Raw genomic sequence first — 16,319 nt, forward strand, 5'->3', positions numbered from 1 at the left:
GATGGACCTGCAGGGCCTGCACCACGTCGCGATCATCGCGTCCGACTACGCGCGGTCGAAGCGCTTCTATGTCGAGGTGCTCGGTCTGCGCGTCGTCGCCGAGCATTACCGGGCGGAACGCGATTCCTGGAAGCTCGACCTGGCGCTGCCCGATGGCACGCAGGTCGAGCTGTTCTCGTTCCCCTCGCCGCCGCCGCGCGTGTCGCGACCGGAAGCCTGCGGCCTGCGCCATCTCGCCCTGCGTGTGGTCGACCTCGATGCCGCCGTCGCGCACCTTCATGCGCATGGCGTGGATAGCGAGCCGATCCGCGTGGACGAGTACACGGGCCGCCGCTTCACCTTCTTCGCCGATCCGGACGACCTGCCGCTGGAACTCTACGAAGCGTAGGAATGCTCTCTGTGGGAGCGACGTCAGTCGCGATCGCACGGCATCGGTTGCAGCGATTCGTGCTGGGCTCCCTCACCGGCAGACATGGGTTTCAGTGAGATCCACGGCATCCTGAATTCACGATCGCGACTGACGTCGCTCCCACACCGATTTTTTCGGGTCGCCTGTCCGCCCATGCACCTGCTAAGGTCGCGCGACACATGATCTGCCGCGGCGGAGATACCCATGAAACGCCTGACGACGTTTTTCCTGTCCGTGTCGACGACATTGATTGCGGTCCCCGCGTCAGCCAACGATCTCGATTGGCTCGCCGGCCACTGGTGCGGCGCGAGCGGAAAGACCTTCAGCGAAGAAACCTGGATGGTGCCGCGCGGCGGGCTGCTGGTCGGCATGCACCGTGATACGCGTGACGGCAAAGCGATCGGCTTCGAGTTCATGCGCATCGCGCAACGGGACGGGCGCTGGGTATTCCTTGCGCAGCCCGACGGCAGCGCCGTCACCGCATTTCCGGCGGAGCGGGTGGAAGCGGATCGCGTCGTGTTCGCCAACCCCGCGCATGACTTCCCGAAGCGCGTGATCTACTCGCGACCAGACGCCGATACGCTGCATGCGCGCGTCGATGACGGGCGCGACGACGGCAAGGCGATGGAATGGACGTGGCGGCGCGATTGCGTCGCGCCGCCGTCGTCCTGACGCCGATTACGGCAGCGCCGCGTCGCCCAGCGAGGCCAGCCATTCGTCGTCGGAGCCTTCGTTGACGCCTTCGAACAGCGGTGTGGAGAAGTAGCGCTCGCCGGTATCCGGCAGCACCGCCAGCAGCACGTCGCCCGGCTTGGCCTTCTGCGCGACCTGCAGCGCGGCCGCCACGGTGGCGCCGGCGGAGATGCCGACGAAGATGCCTTCCTCGGCGGCGAGGCGCCGCGAGGTCGCGATCGCCTCCACGTCGGTGACCGGCAGGATCTCGTCGACGACCTCGCGGTTGAGCACCTCCGGCACGAAGTCCGGCGTCCAGCCCTGGATCTTGTGCGGCTGCCATTCCTTGCCGAGCAGCAGCGAAGCGCCTGCCGGTTCGGAGGCGGTGATGCGCACTTCAGGACGCGCGACCTTGAGCACTTCGCCTACGCCGGTCAGCGTGCCGCCCGTGCCCCAGCCGGTGACGAAATGGTCCAGTCGACGGCCGGCGAAATCGCGCAGGATTTCCGCCGCCGTGGTCTGGCGGTGGTAGGCCGGATTGGCCGGATTGGCGAACTGGCGGGCGAGGAACCAGCCGTGCTTCTTCGCCAGTTCCTCGGCGCGCCGCACCATGCCGCTGCCACGCTCGGCGGCCGGCGTCAGGATCACCTTGGCACCGTAGGCGCGCATCAGCTTGCGGCGTTCGATCGAGAACGTCTCCACCATCGTGGCGACGAACTTGTAGCCGCGCGCGGCGGCCACCATCGCCAGCGCCACGCCGGTGTTGCCGGAGGTCGCTTCGATGATGGTGTCGCCAGGCTTCAGCAGGCCCTTGGCTTCGGCGTCGAGGATGATCGCCAGCGCCAGGCGGTCCTTCACCGAGCCGCCGGGATTGAACGACTCCACCTTCGCGTAGAGGGTGACGTGCTCCGGCGCGATGCGGTGCAGTTTGACGACCGGGGTGCGACCGACGGTGTCCAGGATGCTGTCGTAGATGGCCATGGAATCTCCAGGTGGGAACGGTCAGGCGGCCTGCAGTGTGGGCGCCGGAAGGTTGCGGGAATGTGTGGGGTGGGCCGTGCCGATCGGTGGCTGCCCGAACCAGTGCAGCGCGCCGGCCAGCGCTGCCACTTCGCCCAGGATCAGCAGGGCGGGCGAGCGCACCTGATGAGAACGCGCGGTTTCCGGCAGATCGGCCAGCGTACCGTTCAGCACGCGTTGCTCGCGGCGGGAGCCGTTCTCCACGATGGCGAACGGCGTGGACGGCGCGCGCCCGTGCGCGAGCAGGCGGTCGCGCAGGCCCTCCAGCCCGGCCACGCCCATGTAGACGGCCAGCGTCTGCCGCTCCTGCGCCAGCGCGGCCCAGTCGAGCGTGTCCAGCGAATCCTTGCAGTGGGCGGTGACCAATCGCACGGCCTGCGCATGGTCGCGATGCGTGAGCGGGATGCCCGCATACGCCGCGCACGCGACGGCGGCGGTGATACCGGGCACGACTTCGTAGGGAATGCCGTGCGCGCGCAGGAACTCCAACTCTTCGCCGCCGCGTCCGAACACGAACGGATCGCCACCCTTCAAGCGCACCACGCGCTTGCCCGCGCGCGCATGCTCCAGCATCAGTGCGTGGATATCGTCCTGGCGCGTGCTGTGGCCGTTCGCCGACTTGCCGACTTCGAGGTAGGTCGCGTCGCGGCGGCCGAGGCGCAACACGTCTTCGCTGACGAGACGGTCGTGCAGGATCACGTCGGCCTCGTTCATCGCGCGCAACGCGTTGAGCGTCAGCAGGCCGGCATCGCCGGGGCCCGCGCCGACCACCGCAACGGTTCCGCCGCGCGTTTGCGCCGCGGTTTCGTCGAGCGCGGCGAGGAAGTGCTGTTCCGCTTGCGCGTGCAGCTGTTGGCGAAACAGGCGCGGCAACGGACCCGCCAGTACTTTCTCGAAGAACCGCCGCCGGTCGGCCGTACGCGGAAAGCGCTGGCGGATGCGATGGCGCTGGCGCGTGAACAACGCGGCGAGCGAGGCCCACGAGTCGTCCAGCAGGGTTTCCAGTTGGCGACGCAGGTGCCGTGCCAGCATCGGCGCGCCGCCACCACTGGAAATGGCGACCTGGAGCGGCCCGCGCTCCACGATGGCGGGCACCTGGAAGCTGGACAGCGTCGCGTCGTCGACCACGTTGGCCAACAGCCGGCGGGCTTCCGCGGCGGCGGCGACGGCCCGGTTGACGGATCGGTCGCCGGTGGCGGCGACCACCAGCCAGGCGTCATCGAGCTCGGTGGGTTCGAACACCGCTTCCCGCCACGCGATCCTGCCTGCTGCGTGCCATCCGGCCAGTGCGGCCGTCAGCGTGGGTGCGACCACCCGCACCCGCGCTCCGGTGCGGAGCAGCGCGTCGGTCTTGCGTTCCGCGACGGCGCCGCCGCCCACGACCAGTACCTGGCGGCCTTGCAGGTCGGCGAACAGGGGAAACAGCGGAGCGCTCACGGGCAGGGCGGGCAGGGATGGGCTGTTGACCGTACTGCCCGGTCATAGCCGCCGGAAATGACATCCCAACAACATCATATGCCTTGCGGTTATAAGCGCTGCCGGCTACGGTCCGGGGAAATCCTCTACAGTCCAAGGCCCCCTCCGGTGGGCCGATCCGCGCCCCACGCCGATGACGCTGACCCAACTCCGCTACCTGGTGGCGATCGCCGATGCCGACCTGAACATCACGCTGGCGGCGGCGCGCGTGCATGCCACCCAGCCCGGCCTGTCCAAGCAGCTCAAGCAACTGGAGGACGAACTCGGCTTCCTGCTGTTCGTCCGCAAGGGCCGTAGCCTGGAGAGCGTGACGCCGGCCGGCCAGGAAGTGATCGAGCGGTCGCGCCTGGTGCTGGCCGAAGCCAACAACATCCGCACCTACGCGGCCAACCAGCGCCGCGAGAGCCAGGGCCAGCTGGTGCTGGTCACCACGCATACGCAGGCGCGTTTCGTGCTGCCGCCGGCCATCGCCCAGATCAAGCGCGATTACCCGCAGGTCAGCGTCCACCTGCAGCAGGCGCCGGAGAGCACCGCGCTCGACCTGCTGACCCAGGGCGATGCCGACATGGCGGTGGTCAGCACCGCCGGCGACCAGCCGCAGGCCGGCATCGCGGTGCCGCTGTACCGCTGGCGGCGCCTGGTGCTGGTGCCGCGCGGGCATGCGCTGGAACAGGCGGGCGGCGTGCCGGCCATGGCCGACCTGGCCGAGCAGCCGTTGATCAGCTACGAATCCTCGACGCGTCCCGGTTCGTCCTTGCAGCGTGCGTTCGCCAAGGTCGGGCTGGAACCCAACATCGCGCTCACCGCGCTGGATGCCGATCTGATCAAGACCTATGTCCGTGCCGGATTGGGCGTGGGCTTGCTGGCGGAGATGGCGGTCAGCGCAGCGGACACCGACCTGCGCGCGTGGCCGGCGCCGGCGGAAGTGAAGGAATGCATCGCGTGGGCCGTGCTGCCGCGCGAACGCGTGCTGCGTGATTACGCACTCGATCTGGTGCGTGCGCTGGCGCCACAGATCGATCGCCGCGACCTGCGCCGGGTGATCGACGGCAACCAGGATCCGGACTGGCCCGAGCCGCCCACGTGGCAGGCACTGACCCAGACCATCACCAGCTGAGCGATCACACGTTGGCGTGATTGACGGAAGCCGGCGTCCGGGCGACGCTGGCGGCATCTTCCCGGGCATGTGTCGGCATCCCCATGAACCGCATTTCCAAGATGGTCGTGCGCATGTATGTGCCGGCGGCGGCGATCGCCGTGGGCGGCTTCGCCACCGCCGAAGCCGTCACCCGCACCGGGCGCACGCTGGGCGAGATCACGCCGCAAAGATTGGCGTCGCTCGCGTTCCTGCTCGCGATCCTGCTGGGCACGGCCTGGGCGTTGCATTCCACCTGGCGGCTCTACCGCTGGGCGCGCGGCCACGAATTGCGTTGCGCCTGCGGCGGCATGATGTCGCGCGTGCGCTACGACAGGCAGCGGCAGAAGTACCGCAAGTGCCTCGCCTGCGGTGGCAAGTCGATGGAAGGCGCGCACTGCGGCGGATGACGCCGGCGCGTCATCCGCAGCCGGCATCCGCCAGCGCACCGACGCATTCGCGATAGCCCGCCGGCAGGCCACGGATCTCGTGCGTCTTGCCGGGCGCCAGGGTGAAATCCTCGAGCGGCGTACGTGCGCATGCCGCGGGATTCTCGCCGGGCGCGGGTGCCGGGCACTGCTCGGTGTAGACGCGGTAGTGGCATTGCCCGCTCTCGCTGGCGAAGCACTCGAACCTCGCCACGCCATCGCGCAACGTGGTCTTGCTGAAGAGCGTGTCCACGCCGTTCTCGCTGCTGTGGTGGATCGTGGTGACGCTGGGTTTCTCGTTGCATCCTGCCAGGGCCAGCAGGCAGGACATCAGGGACGTGATGATGCGCATGGCGATTCCTCGGTTTCCATTCGGCAAGGGCATGCCCACCACGGCGCGTGAGCGCCATGCTGGCGATGCCACGTTGGATGCCGCACAAGGCGGCAGGGTTTACGTCGGCGCTACATGTTGCGGAACAGGCTCATGAAGGGCTGGCTGACGGTCAGCGTTTCCGGTCGGTTCTTGAGCTTCAGCCGGCCGCGACCGGTGTCGTCGCGGCTGACCGAGGCCACGGCCTTCATGTTGACGATCGTGGAGCGGTGGATCTGCTTGAAGGTGGTGGCGTCCAGCGAATCGAGCAGTTCGCGCAGCGGCGTGCGCAACAGCGATTCGCCTTCGGCCGTCATCACCGTGGTGTATTTGTTGTCGGCCTGGAAGTAGGCCACGTCGTCCACCATGATCAGCTTGGTGTCCTTGCCTGCGCTGGCCGTGATCCACACCAGCGGCGGCTTGGACGACGGCATCTCGCGCGCGGACAGGTGGCGAAGCAAGGCGTCCAGCGTGGCGCCGTCGGGGTGCCCGGCGGCCGCGCGTGCCTGGATGCGCTGCACGGTGGCCAGCAGGCGTTCCCGGGTGATCGGCTTCAGCAGGTAGTCGATGGCGCCCTGTTCGAACGCGTCGACCGCGTACTGGTCGTAGGCGGTGACGAACACCACCTGCGTGCGCGGGCTAGCATCGGCCAGGCCGCGTGCGACTTCGATGCCGGTGAGGCCGGGCATGCGGATATCGAGGAAGGCCACGTCCGGCTGCAGTTCGGCGATCGATTCCAACGCGCTGGCGCCGTCTTCGCATTCGGCCACGATCTCCAGCTGCGGCCAGGCCTCCTTCAACAGCGAGGACAGCGCGGTGCGCAGCAGCTCCTCGTCTTCGGCGATCACGCCCCGGAAGTTCATGCGGCACCTGCCTTGCCGTCGAGCGGCAGCGTCAGCGTGGCGGCGACGCCACTGGGGAAGTTGGACACGATGGCGAACGAGGCGTCGTTGCCGAAGGTCAGGCGCAAGCGTTCGCGCAGGTTCTTCAGGCCGATGCCGGTGCCGGCGCTCTGGCCGCCGAAGCCCTGGCCGTCGTCGGCGACGGTGAGCGTGGCGTGGTCGTCGTGCCGGCGCGCGAGGATCCAGATGGTGCCGCCGCCGGTCTTCGGTTCCAGGCCATGCTTGATGGCGTTCTCGACCAGCGTCTGCAGCATCATCGAGGGCATGGGCACCGACTTCAGCGCATCGGGCACTTCCACCTGCAGGTTCAGGCGCGAGCCCATGCGGATCTTCAGGATTTCCAGGTAGGCCTGGGTGCGCTCCAGTTCCTCGCCCAACGTGGACAGCGTGTCGTCGGTGCGCGGCAGCGAACTGCGCAGGTATTGGATCAGGTGGCCGAGCATGATGTCGGCGCGCGGGGGATCGGTGCGGGTCAGCACCTGCGCGCTGGCCAGCGTGTTGTAGAGGAAGTGCGGTTCCACTTGCGCGTTGAGCAGGTTCAGGCGCGCCACGGTCAGTTCCTTCTCGCTGACGGTCTTCACGACATCGGCCTGTTCCTGCCGGCGCTGGTCGGCGACGCGGCGGGTGATGGCGCGGGTGACGGCTTCGGCGTTCTCCACGTTGACGCCATCGTCGAGCACGAACAGGTCGAGCCACGCGCTGGCATCCGGGCCCACCATCAGGGTGATGCTGCTGGTGCCGTTGCCCGGCGTGACCGTCGCCTGCACCAGGTCGCGCTTCACCGCGAAGCGGGCCATGATGTTGAAGCGCGAAGGCTGGCTGGGGCCGTCGAAGCTGTCCACGCGGCGCACCTTGACCCGCACCTGCAGGCTGTCGGGGGCACTTTCCAGCTCCTCGGCGCGCGGCAGTTCGCGCAGCACGCCTTCGATCAGGGCGAAGGCCGCAGTGGTATCCAGCGGCACTTCGATCTGCCGGCGCTGGCGGCTCGACAGCGCGGCGCTGTCCAGGCGCCCGGTGATCAGCCAGATGCGGCGCAGGTGGCTGATCAGGCCGATCAGCACCGAGATCATCACCAAGGTCGCGGCCAGGTTGAACAGCCAACTGGCGCCGCCGGACACGAACGTCCGGTCGAAGATGCCGTTCCACACGAAGCCCGCCATCAGGATCGCGCCGAACCAGGCAACGAGGATGCGGATGATCAGGAGCAGGCTGGGGAACACGTCGGACACCACGGCTTGGGGAGTGCCGTGGAGGATAACGGGGTCATCCGCAGAGGGAAGGGGGGCCGCGACGGACCCGGCGATCCGGCGATGAAACGGGGCTGGCCCGGCGCGAATGCGTCAGGCCGCCGGGGTCGCCATCAGACCTCGACGTGGATGCCGCACTCGCGCTTCAGGCCGTTGAAGCGGGTGTCTTCCTCGCGCATGCCGGGTTCCCAGCGGCGCGTGGTGTGGAAGTCGCCGATCGAGACGTAGCCCTGTTCCCACAATGGGTGGTAGGGCAGGTCGTGCTGCTTCATGTACTGCCAGACGTCGCGGTCGGTCCAGTCGACGATGGGGTTGATCTTCCAGCGGGCCTCGCGCTGCTGCAGTACCGGCGCATTCGCACGGCTGGTCGACTGCGTGCGGCGCAGGCCGGTGAACCAGGTGCCCACGCCCAGGTCCTTCAGCGCGCGCTTCATCGGTTCCACCTTGCGCAGGCTGTTGTACTGCTCGATGCCGACCAGGCCCTGTTCCCACAGCCGACCATGGCGGGCCTCCATCCAGGCGCGGCTGACCAGCGGACGGAAGACCTGCAGGTTGAGTTTCAGGCGCTCGACCAGTTCGTCGGCGAAGCGGTAGGTCTCCGGGAACAGGTAGCCGGTGTCGATCAGGATCACCGGCACGTCTGGCTTCTGCTGCGACACCATGTGCAGCAACACCGCGGCTTGCGCGCCGAAGCTCGAGGACATCGCCGCTTCCGCCGGGCCGTGCTTGAGTGCCCAGGCGACGCGCTGCTCGGCCGTCTGCGTTTCCAGCCAGGCGTTGTGCTCGGCGATCTGGTCGGTGTCCAGGGAAAGGGCGGGGGCGCTCATGCGTGCAGTTCCAGTGCGATCTGTCGGTGGGTGGGATACGACGGCAGGGCGACCACGCCGCTGCGGTGGAGGAAGTCGCCGAAGCCTTCGCCATCGGCGCGTTCACCGGCGTAGCGCGCGAACAGGCCGTCGAGGGTGTCGAGGATCGCGGCTTCGTCGATGTTCTCGCGGTACAGCGTGTTGAGGCGCTGGCCGCGCGCGTCGCCGCCGAGCATCAGGTTGTAGCGCCCAGGCGCCTTGCCGACGAGGGCGATCTCGGCGAGGTAGGGACGCGAGCACCCGTTCGGGCACCCGGAGATGCGCAGCAGGATCGGCGCATCGCGCAGGCCGTGCTTTTCCAGCAGCGGCTGCAGGCGGTCGGTGAAGTCGGGCAGGTAGCGCTCGGCTTCGGCCATCGCCAGGCCGCAGGTGGGCAGCGACACGCAGGCCACGGCCGCGCGCTGCAGGGCCGTGCCCAGGCGCTGGCCGGCGTCGAGTCCGTGCGTCCTGGCCAGTGCGTCGATACGTTCGCGTTCGCCCGCGGGGACGCCGGCGATCACCAGGTTCTGGTTCGGCGTCATCCGGAAATGCTGTTCAACAGCGCCGCCACGGAGCACGTTGGCGATCTCGCGCAAGCCGGTCAGGTGGGTCGCATGCGCGGTGTCGGCGATGCGGCCGGCGAACAGGTGCAGGGTCAGGTGCCAGCGCCCGTCCTCGCCTTCCACCCAGCCGTAGCGGTCACCGTTGTGGTCGAAGCGGAAGGCGCGCACGGGCTGCAGGGCCACGCCACTGCGGCGTTCGATCTCGCCGACCACCTTGTCCAGTCCATGGTCGTCGATGGTGTACTTGAAGCGCGCGCGCTTGCGCAGCTCGCGGTTGCCGAGGTCACGCTGGGTGGTGACGACGGCCATGGCGACATCGAGCAACTGGTCGGGCGTGATGAAGCCGACCACGTTGCCGACGCGCGGATAGGTCTCCGCATCGCCATGGGTCGCCCCCATGCCGCCGCCGATCACCAGGTTGAAACCGGCCAGCACGCCGTCTTCGAGGATGGCGATGAAGCCGAGGTCGTTGGCGAACACGTCCACGTCGTTGACGGGCGGCACCGCGAAACCGATCTTGAACTTGCGCGGCAGGTAGGTGGCGCCGTAGATGGGCTCCTCTTCCTCGCCGCTGCCGGCCACGCGTTCCTCGTCCAGCCAGATCTCGTAATAGGCGCGGGTGTTCGGCAGCAGGTGCTCGGACAGCTTCGTCGCCCACGCCTGCACCTCGGCATGCGCGCGAGATTCCAGCGGATTGGCCGCGACCAGCACGTTGCGGTTGACGTCGCCGCAGGCGGCCAGCGTGTCGATCAACGCGCTGTTGATGGCCTGCATCGTGGCTTTCAGTTCGCGCTTGATGACACCGTGGTACTGGAACGCCTGTCGCGTGGTGATGCGCAGCGAGTGGTTGGCGTACTGCGTGGCGATCGCGTCCAGCTTCAGCCACTGCTCCGGCGTGACCACGCCGCCGGGCGTGCGCGTGCGGATCATGAACTGGTAGGCCGGCTCCAGCTTCTGCCGGCGACGCTCGTCGCGCAGATCGCGGTCGTCCTGCTGGTAGCTGCCGTGGTACTTGATCAGGGTCTGGTCCGATTCGCGCAGCGCGCCGGTGACCGGGTCGGCCAGGCTGTCGAGCAGGCTGCCGCGGAGGCGGTGGCTCTCGGATTTGATGTCTTCGACGGAATGGTTGCTCATCAGGGGATTCCGTCAATACACGTCGCGACCGTAGCGGCCGTCGGTCTGTAGGGAGGTCAGGTACTCACGGGCGGCGTCTTCGTCCAGCCCGCCGTGCTCGACGACGATCGCGTGCAAGGCGGCATGCACGTCCTTGCCCATGCCGATGGCGCCGCAGACGTACAGGTGCGCGCCGTTCTGCAGCCAGTGGTAGACCTCGCGGCCGCGCTCGCGCAGGCGGTCCTGCACGTAGATCTTTCGGGCCTGGTCGCGCGAGAACGCCAGGTCCAGGCGGTGCAGTTCGCCGCTGCGCAGCGCGTCCTGCCATTCGCTCTGGTAGAAGAAGCCGTGGTTGAAGTGCGGGGCACCGAAGAACAGCCAGTTGCGGCCGCGCGCACCGGTCTCCGCGCGCTCCTGCACGAAGCCGCGGAACGGCGCCACGCCGGTGCCCGGACCGATCATCAGGATGTCGCGGCTGCCGTCGGCCGGCACGCGGAAGCGCTCGTTGGCCTCGATGTACACCGGTACCTGGTCGCCTTCGTCCAGCGCCGCCAGGAAACCGCTGGCCGCGCCACCATGCGCGTGGCCGAAGGCTTCGTAGCCCAGCACGTCGACGGTCAAGTGCGCTTCCTCGCCGACGCGCTTGCGACTGGAGGCGATCGAGTACAGGCGCGGCGCGAGCGGGCGCAGCGCGGCGACCAGCTCCTGCGCGCTCCAGCCGGCCGGCCAGCGGCGCAGCACGTCGATCAGCTGGTGCGTGTTGGACAGCTGCGCCAGCGCGGCGTTCTGCGCGGGTGCGAGCAGCGCGTTGAGCTCGTCCGCCTGCGCATGCGCCGCATGCGTGGCCAGGAACGGGCGCGACAGCCGGGTCAGTTCGCGGCGCGCGGCCAGCCACTCGCGCAGCGGCAGGGTGTCGCTGCCTTCGCAGACGGCGGCGTTGCCGTCGAGGTGCAGCGCATCGAGCACCGCATCGACGAGTGCGGAAGGATTGCGATGGCGAATGCCCAGCGCATCGCCGGGCTCGTACTGCAGGCCGCTGCCGTCCAGCGACAGTTCGATATGGCGCACGTCCTTGTCGGCAGCGCCGTGCTGGCCGAAGCGCGGTCCCTTGAAGTCGCGGCCGCTGATGCGCTGGTTGAGCAGCAGCTCGGCGGGGAACGGGTGCTCGTGAGACCACGCGGCGGCGTGACCCGGGCGCAGCGGGGTGACGGTCGCCAACGGGGTCGTGGCCGTCGCCGGTGCCTTCAGCAGCTCGCGGGCGTGGGCCAGGGCCTGCTCGCGCCATGGCGTGGCGACGGTGTCGATGTCGAGGTCGGCCAGGCCCGCGGCGAACAGTCGGCTGCCGCCGAGTTCGGCCAGGCGCGCATCCAGCCGCGACGCGATGCCGCAGAAGTCGGCATAGCTGGAATCGCCCAGGCCGAGCACGGCGTACTTCAGTTCCGGCAGCTTGGGCGCGCGCTTGCCGCGCAGGAATTCGACCAGGCCGATGCTGTCGTCCGGCGGGTCGCCTTCGCCCTGGGTGCTGATGACGATATAGAGAAGGCGCTCGCTGGCCAGCTCGCGCTGCGGGTACGCGTCGGCGCGCAGCAACCGGACCGACAGTCCGGCGGCTTCGGCCTGGTGGGACAGCGCCTCGGCGGCACGGCGTGCGTTGCCGGTCTGGCTGCCGTAGACGATGGTCAGGCGCTGCGCGGCCTGCGCACCGGTGGCCGGGGCGATCGCTTTCGGCAACGTGGCAGGCGAGGCCTGCGGCGCCAGTTGGGCCTGCGCCAATCCAGCGGTATAGCCGGAGATCCACCACAGGCTCGCGCCATCCAGGCCGGCCACCGCCTGGGCCAGCAGCGCCCGCCGCTCCTCCGCGAGGGGGATGGGGGCGAGGACAGGCTGGGTGGCGGACATCGGCAGGGCCCACGGGCGCGACTGGGACGGTCGATGTTAGGAACCCGTTCCCGCGGGCAGAAAGGACGCATGGTTATGGGCTTATGTCCCCCGCTTATTTCGCCGGCATGAGCCCGCGGCCGAATACTGGCGGCCCTCCCGGCCACCAAGCGAAGCCCTGCTAGGCTAGCGCGTCCGGATTCCAGCCCTGCCGCGCCCCTCGATGACCGCCGTACACCGCCTGTCCCACCTCGACCGCCTGGAAGCGGAAAGCATCCACATCCTCAGGGAGGTCGCTGCCGAGTTCCGCAATCCGGTGCTGCTGTATTCGGTGGGCAAGGACAGTTCGGTGCTGCTGCACCTGCTGCTGAAGGCGTTCGCCCCGGCCCGGCCGCCGATCCCGCTGCTGCACGTCGACACGCGCTGGAAGTTCCGCGAGATGATCGCCTTCCGCGACCTGCGCGCCGCCGAGACCGGCGTGGACCTGCGCGTGCACATCAATCCGGATGGCATCGCCCGCGACATCGGCCCGATCACCCACGGCGCCACCGTCCACACCGACGTGATGAAGACCCAGGGCCTTAAACAGGCGCTGGACCACTACCGCTTCGACGCGGCCATCGGTGGTGCGCGCCGCGACGAGGAGAAGTCGCGCGCCAAGGAGCGCGTGTTCTCGTTCCGCAACGACAAGCACCGCTGGGACCCGAAGAACCAGCGTCCGGAGCTGTGGAACCTCTACAACGCCCGCATCAACACCGGCGAGAGCGTGCGCGTGTTCCCGCTGTCGAACTGGACCGAGCTGGACATCTGGCTCTACATCTACCGCGAGAACATCCCGGTGGTCCCGCTGTACTTCGCCGCCGAGCGGCCCGTCGTCGAACGCGACGGCGCGCTGCTGATGGTCGACGACGACCGCCTGCCGCTGCGCGAAGGCGAAGTGCCGCAGCAGCGGCGGGTGCGCTTCCGCACGCTGGGCTGCTACCCGCTGACCGGCGCGATCGAGTCCGAGGCCGACTCGCTGGAGAAGATCATCGCCGAGATGCTCGTCACCACCAGCTCCGAGCGGCAGGGTCGGGTGATCGACCACGATCCGGGCGCGTCGATGGAGAAGAAGAAGCTGGAGGGCTATTTCTGATGAATGCCCCTACCGACATCGCCGGCTACCTCAAGCAGCACGAAGCCAAGCCGCTGCTGCGCTTCATCACCTGCGGCAGCGTGGACGACGGCAAGAGCACCCTGATCGGCCGCCTGCTGTACGACAGCAAGCGGCTGTTCGACGACCAATTGGCCGCACTGGAGAAGGACAGCCGCAAGCACGGCACCCAGGGCGAGCGCATCGATTACGCGTTGCTGCTGGACGGCCTGGCCGCCGAGCGCGAGCAGGGCATCACCATCGACGTGGCCTACCGCTACTTCGACACCGACCAGCGCAAGTTCATCGTCGCCGACTGCCCGGGCCACGAGCAGTACACCCGCAACATGGCCACCGGCGCGTCCACCGCGGACCTGGCCGTGGTGCTGGTGGATGCGCGCAAGGGCCTGCTGACCCAGACCCATCGGCACAGCTACATCGTCTCGCTGCTCGGCATCCGCCACGTGGTGCTCGCGGTGAACAAGATGGACCTGGTGGGCTTCGACGAAGCGGTGTTCGCGCGCATCGCCGCCGACTACCGCGCGTTGGCGCAGCGCCTGGGCATCGCGGAGGTCACCTGCATCCCGCTGTCGGCGCTGGAAGGCGACAACCTGTCGTCGCGTTCGGCGCGCACGCCCTGGTACGCCGGTCCCGCACTGCTGGAGCACCTGGAGCAGGTGCAGGTGGAGGCACAGGAAAGCGGCGACGGCCTGCGCCTGCCGGTGCAGTGGGTCAATCGCCCGCACCAGAACTTCCGCGGCTATGCCGGCACGATCGCCGCGGGGCAGGTGAAGCCCGGTGACGAGGTGGTCGTGCTGCCATCGTCTCGTCGTACGCGCGTCGCCCAGGTGCTGGATGCCAACGGCGAGGTCGCGTCGGCATCGGCCGGGCAGGCCGTCACGCTGACCCTGGCCGACGAGATCGACATCAGCCGCGGTGACGTGATCGCCGCCGCCGGCGACCCGCCCGAAGTGGCGGACCAGTTCGCCACCCATCTGCTGTGGATGTCGGATGCGCCGCTGCTGCCGGGCCGGCCCTACCTGCTGAAGATCGGTGCGCGCACCGTGTCGGCCACGGTCACCGAGATCAAGCACCGCATCGACGTGAACACCCAGGAGCACCTGGCCGCCAAGCGGCTGGAGCTCAACGAGGTGGGCTACTGCAACCTCAGCCTCGACGAACCGATCGCCTTCGAGGCCTACGCGCGCAACCGCGCACTCGGCGGCTTCATCCTGATCGATCGCTACGACAATGCGACGGCCGGTGCCGGCACGCTGGACTTCGCCCTGCGCCGCGCCGGCAACGTGCACTGGCAGCACGTCGATGTGGACAAGGCCGCGCGTGCGCGCCAGAAAGGCCAAGCGCCGAAGGTGCTCTGGTTCACCGGTTTGTCCGGCGCGGGCAAGTCGACCATCGCCAACCTGGTGGACAAGCGCCTGCATGCGCTGGGTTACCACAGCTTCCTGCTGGACGGCGACAACGTGCGCCACGGCCTGAACCGCGACCTCGGGTTCACCGACGAGGACCGCGTGGAGAACATCCGCCGCGTCGCCGAGGTGGCGAAGCTGATGACCGACGCCGGCCTGATCGTGCTGGTGAGCTTCATCTCGCCGTTCCGCGCCGAGCGCCGGATGGCGCGCGAGCGCTTCGACGGTGGCGAGTTCGTCGAGGTCTTCGTCGACGTGCCGCTATCCGTGGCCGAGTCGCGCGACGTGAAGGGGCTGTACAAGAAGGCGCGCGCCGGGCTGATCCCCAACTTCACCGGCATCGATTCGCCGTACGAGGCGCCGGAACATCCCGACCTGCACCTGGATGCCGGCGGCGCCGATCCGGAGGCGCTGGCCCTGCAGGTGCTGGCCCATCTCGGGCTCGACTGACGGGCGGTCGTCGCAAGGGTCATTGGTCATGGTCGGCTGTGTGCACCGCGCGCCCTTCGGCGCGTTTCAGGCACGAATCGCCGCATCGACGGCAGCGTATGTCACGCGGGCTCGCTAAACTGCGTGGATAACGATGATTACGGGATGATCCATGCTCAGCCGATCCGGAACCCTCCGCCTTGCGGTCGTCCTGCCGCTCCTGCTGCTCGCCGCGTGCGGCGGCTCGGAGCCGCAGGCGAAGGCGAACGGCAACGCGGCCGAGCGCCCCATTCCGGTCACCACCCGCGTCGTCCAGCCGTCGGCATGGAACGACACGCTGCAGGCCCTCGGCACGGCCAAGGCGCGTGAGTCGGTGACGCTGACCGCCAAGGTCAGCGAGATCGTCCAGGACGTGCATTTCGAAAGCGGTCAACAGGTTTCCGCGGGGCAGACGCTGGTCACCCTGAAAGGCGACGCCGCGCACGCCGCGCTGGTCCAGGCCGAGGCGACCTATGCGGAAGCCGATCGCCTGTACCGCCGGCAGAAGGAACTGGCCGACCAGCAACTGATCGCGCGCTCGCAGCTGGATACGCAGCTCGCCCTGCGCGACGCCGCCGCCGCCCGCGTGCGCCAGGCGCGCGCCGACATCGGCGACCGCAGCGTGCGCGCGCCGTTCGCCGGCGTGCTGGGCATCCGCCAGGTCAGCCCCGGTTCGCTGATCACCGCCAACAGCACCATCGCCACGCTGGATGACGTCTCGCGCATGTACGTGGATTTCCAGGTGCCGGAAGCCGCGCTGGCCACGGTCGGCGTGGGCAATGCCGTCACGGCGGGCGCGACCGCGTTCCCGGGCGAGACGTTCGAAGGCAAGGTCGAGACCGTCGATGCGCGCATCGATCCCACCACGCGCGCGGTGACCGTGCGCGCCGTGTTCCCCAACGACGACCGCAAGCTGCGCCCCGGCATGCTGCTCGACGTGCGCCTGTTCCGTCCCGAGCGGCAGGCGCTGGTGATTCCGGAGATCGCGGTGGTGCAGGTGGGGCGCGACTCCTTCGTGTACCGCGTGAAGGCCGACGGCAGCGTCGAGCAGGCACCGGTCACCGCCGGTGTACGCCGTGACGGACAGGTGGAAATCCTGAAAGGCGTGGCCGCGGGTGACCGCATCGTCATCGACGGCACCGGCAAGCTGCGCCCCGGCGTGAAGGTGGCGGATGCCGCGCCGGCCGCGCCGCCGAAGCAGGACGCGCCCGCCGCCGACGGCAAGGGCTGAGCG

General features: G+C 68.8%; 15 protein-coding genes. 7 read left to right on the plus strand and 8 right to left on the minus strand.

Features of this window, described 5'->3' with window-relative positions; genetic code table 11:
- Position 1 precedes the first annotated feature (1 nt).
- The gene (gene gloA2, locus ACSION_RS05120) at positions 2–388 is read left to right on the plus strand and encodes an SMU1112c/YaeR family gloxylase I-like metalloprotein (RefSeq protein WP_435305136.1); all 387 of its coding nucleotides are present in this window, start codon (positions 2–4) and stop codon (positions 386–388) included.
- 225 nt (positions 389–613) lie between these two features.
- On the plus strand, positions 614–1,081 hold the full coding sequence (locus ACSION_RS05125; protein WP_435305137.1) for a DUF6265 family protein: 468 nt from the start codon (positions 614–616) through the stop codon (positions 1,079–1,081).
- Positions 1,082–1,087: 6 nt separating this feature from the next.
- Here ACSION_RS05125 and cysK read toward each other — a convergent pair whose 3' ends face one another.
- Positions 1,088–2,062, minus strand: a complete 975-nt coding sequence (cysK, locus tag ACSION_RS05130) for a cysteine synthase A (protein WP_435305138.1) — start codon at positions 2,060–2,062, stop codon at positions 1,088–1,090.
- A gap of 21 nt (positions 2,063–2,083) precedes the next feature.
- Positions 2,084–3,538 carry a siroheme synthase CysG gene (gene cysG / locus ACSION_RS05135; RefSeq protein WP_435305139.1) on the minus strand — a complete coding sequence of 485 codons (1,455 nt, stop codon included), beginning with the start codon at positions 3,536–3,538 and terminating at the stop codon, positions 2,084–2,086.
- A gap of 172 nt (positions 3,539–3,710) precedes the next feature.
- Between cysG and ACSION_RS05140 the strand changes: the two genes are divergently transcribed.
- Both ACSION_RS05140 and ACSION_RS05145 read left to right on the plus strand, forming a co-directional pair.
- Complete coding sequence (locus ACSION_RS05140; protein WP_056877977.1) at positions 3,711–4,694, plus strand: LysR family transcriptional regulator; 984 nt, start codon at positions 3,711–3,713, stop codon at positions 4,692–4,694.
- 83 nt (positions 4,695–4,777) lie between these two features.
- Positions 4,778–5,122, plus strand: coding sequence for a hypothetical protein (locus ACSION_RS05145; RefSeq protein WP_435305140.1), 345 nt, complete (start codon positions 4,778–4,780; stop codon positions 5,120–5,122).
- A 10-nt stretch (positions 5,123–5,132) separates the two neighbouring features.
- Here the strand turns inward: ACSION_RS05145 and ACSION_RS05150 are convergent, their stop codons facing one another.
- The 6 genes from ACSION_RS05150 to ACSION_RS05175 form a co-directional block, all read right to left on the minus strand.
- Positions 5,133–5,492 carry a hypothetical protein gene (locus tag ACSION_RS05150; RefSeq protein ID WP_435305141.1) on the minus strand — a complete coding sequence of 120 codons (360 nt, stop codon included), beginning with the start codon at positions 5,490–5,492 and terminating at the stop codon, positions 5,133–5,135.
- A 110-nt stretch (positions 5,493–5,602) separates the two neighbouring features.
- Positions 5,603–6,373, minus strand: coding sequence for a LytR/AlgR family response regulator transcription factor (locus tag ACSION_RS05155; RefSeq protein ID WP_435305142.1), 771 nt, complete (start codon positions 6,371–6,373; stop codon positions 5,603–5,605).
- Entirely contained in the window at positions 6,370–7,632 is a 1,263-nt protein-coding gene (locus ACSION_RS05160; protein WP_435306657.1) for a sensor histidine kinase, read from the minus strand. The genes ACSION_RS05155 and ACSION_RS05160 overlap by 4 nt, the downstream gene beginning before the upstream one ends.
- A 140-nt stretch (positions 7,633–7,772) precedes the next feature.
- Positions 7,773–8,486, minus strand: coding sequence for a phosphoadenylyl-sulfate reductase (locus ACSION_RS05165; protein ID WP_093490143.1), 714 nt, complete (start codon positions 8,484–8,486; stop codon positions 7,773–7,775).
- Positions 8,483–10,201 (minus strand): assimilatory sulfite reductase (NADPH) hemoprotein subunit, encoded by a 1,719-nt coding sequence (gene cysI, locus ACSION_RS05170; RefSeq protein ID WP_435305143.1) that lies wholly within the window; start codon positions 10,199–10,201, stop codon positions 8,483–8,485. Before cysI ends, ACSION_RS05165 begins: the two co-directional genes overlap by 4 nt.
- Before the next feature lie 12 nt (positions 10,202–10,213).
- Positions 10,214–12,079, minus strand: coding sequence for an assimilatory sulfite reductase (NADPH) flavoprotein subunit (locus ACSION_RS05175; protein ID WP_435305144.1), 1,866 nt, complete (start codon positions 12,077–12,079; stop codon positions 10,214–10,216).
- A 202-nt stretch (positions 12,080–12,281) separates the two neighbouring features.
- Between ACSION_RS05175 and cysD the strand changes: the two genes are divergently transcribed.
- The 3 genes from cysD to ACSION_RS05190 all read left to right on the plus strand — a co-directional run bounded on the left by cysD (position 12,282) and on the right by ACSION_RS05190 (position 16,316).
- Complete coding sequence (gene cysD, locus ACSION_RS05180; RefSeq protein WP_435305145.1) at positions 12,282–13,193, plus strand: sulfate adenylyltransferase subunit CysD; 912 nt, start codon at positions 12,282–12,284, stop codon at positions 13,191–13,193.
- The gene (cysN, locus tag ACSION_RS05185; RefSeq protein ID WP_435305146.1) at positions 13,193–15,067 is read left to right on the plus strand and encodes a sulfate adenylyltransferase subunit CysN; all 1,875 of its coding nucleotides are present in this window, start codon (positions 13,193–13,195) and stop codon (positions 15,065–15,067) included. The genes cysD and cysN overlap by 1 nt, the downstream gene beginning before the upstream one ends.
- A 151-nt stretch (positions 15,068–15,218) precedes the next feature.
- Positions 15,219–16,316 carry an efflux RND transporter periplasmic adaptor subunit gene (locus ACSION_RS05190; RefSeq protein WP_435305147.1) on the plus strand — a complete coding sequence of 366 codons (1,098 nt, stop codon included), beginning with the start codon at positions 15,219–15,221 and terminating at the stop codon, positions 16,314–16,316.
- Positions 16,317–16,319 lie beyond the last annotated feature (3 nt).

This window comes from Pseudoxanthomonas sp. LjRoot125, assembly GCF_964252705.1.
Classification (GTDB): Bacteria; Pseudomonadota; Gammaproteobacteria; order Xanthomonadales; family Xanthomonadaceae; genus Pseudoxanthomonas_A.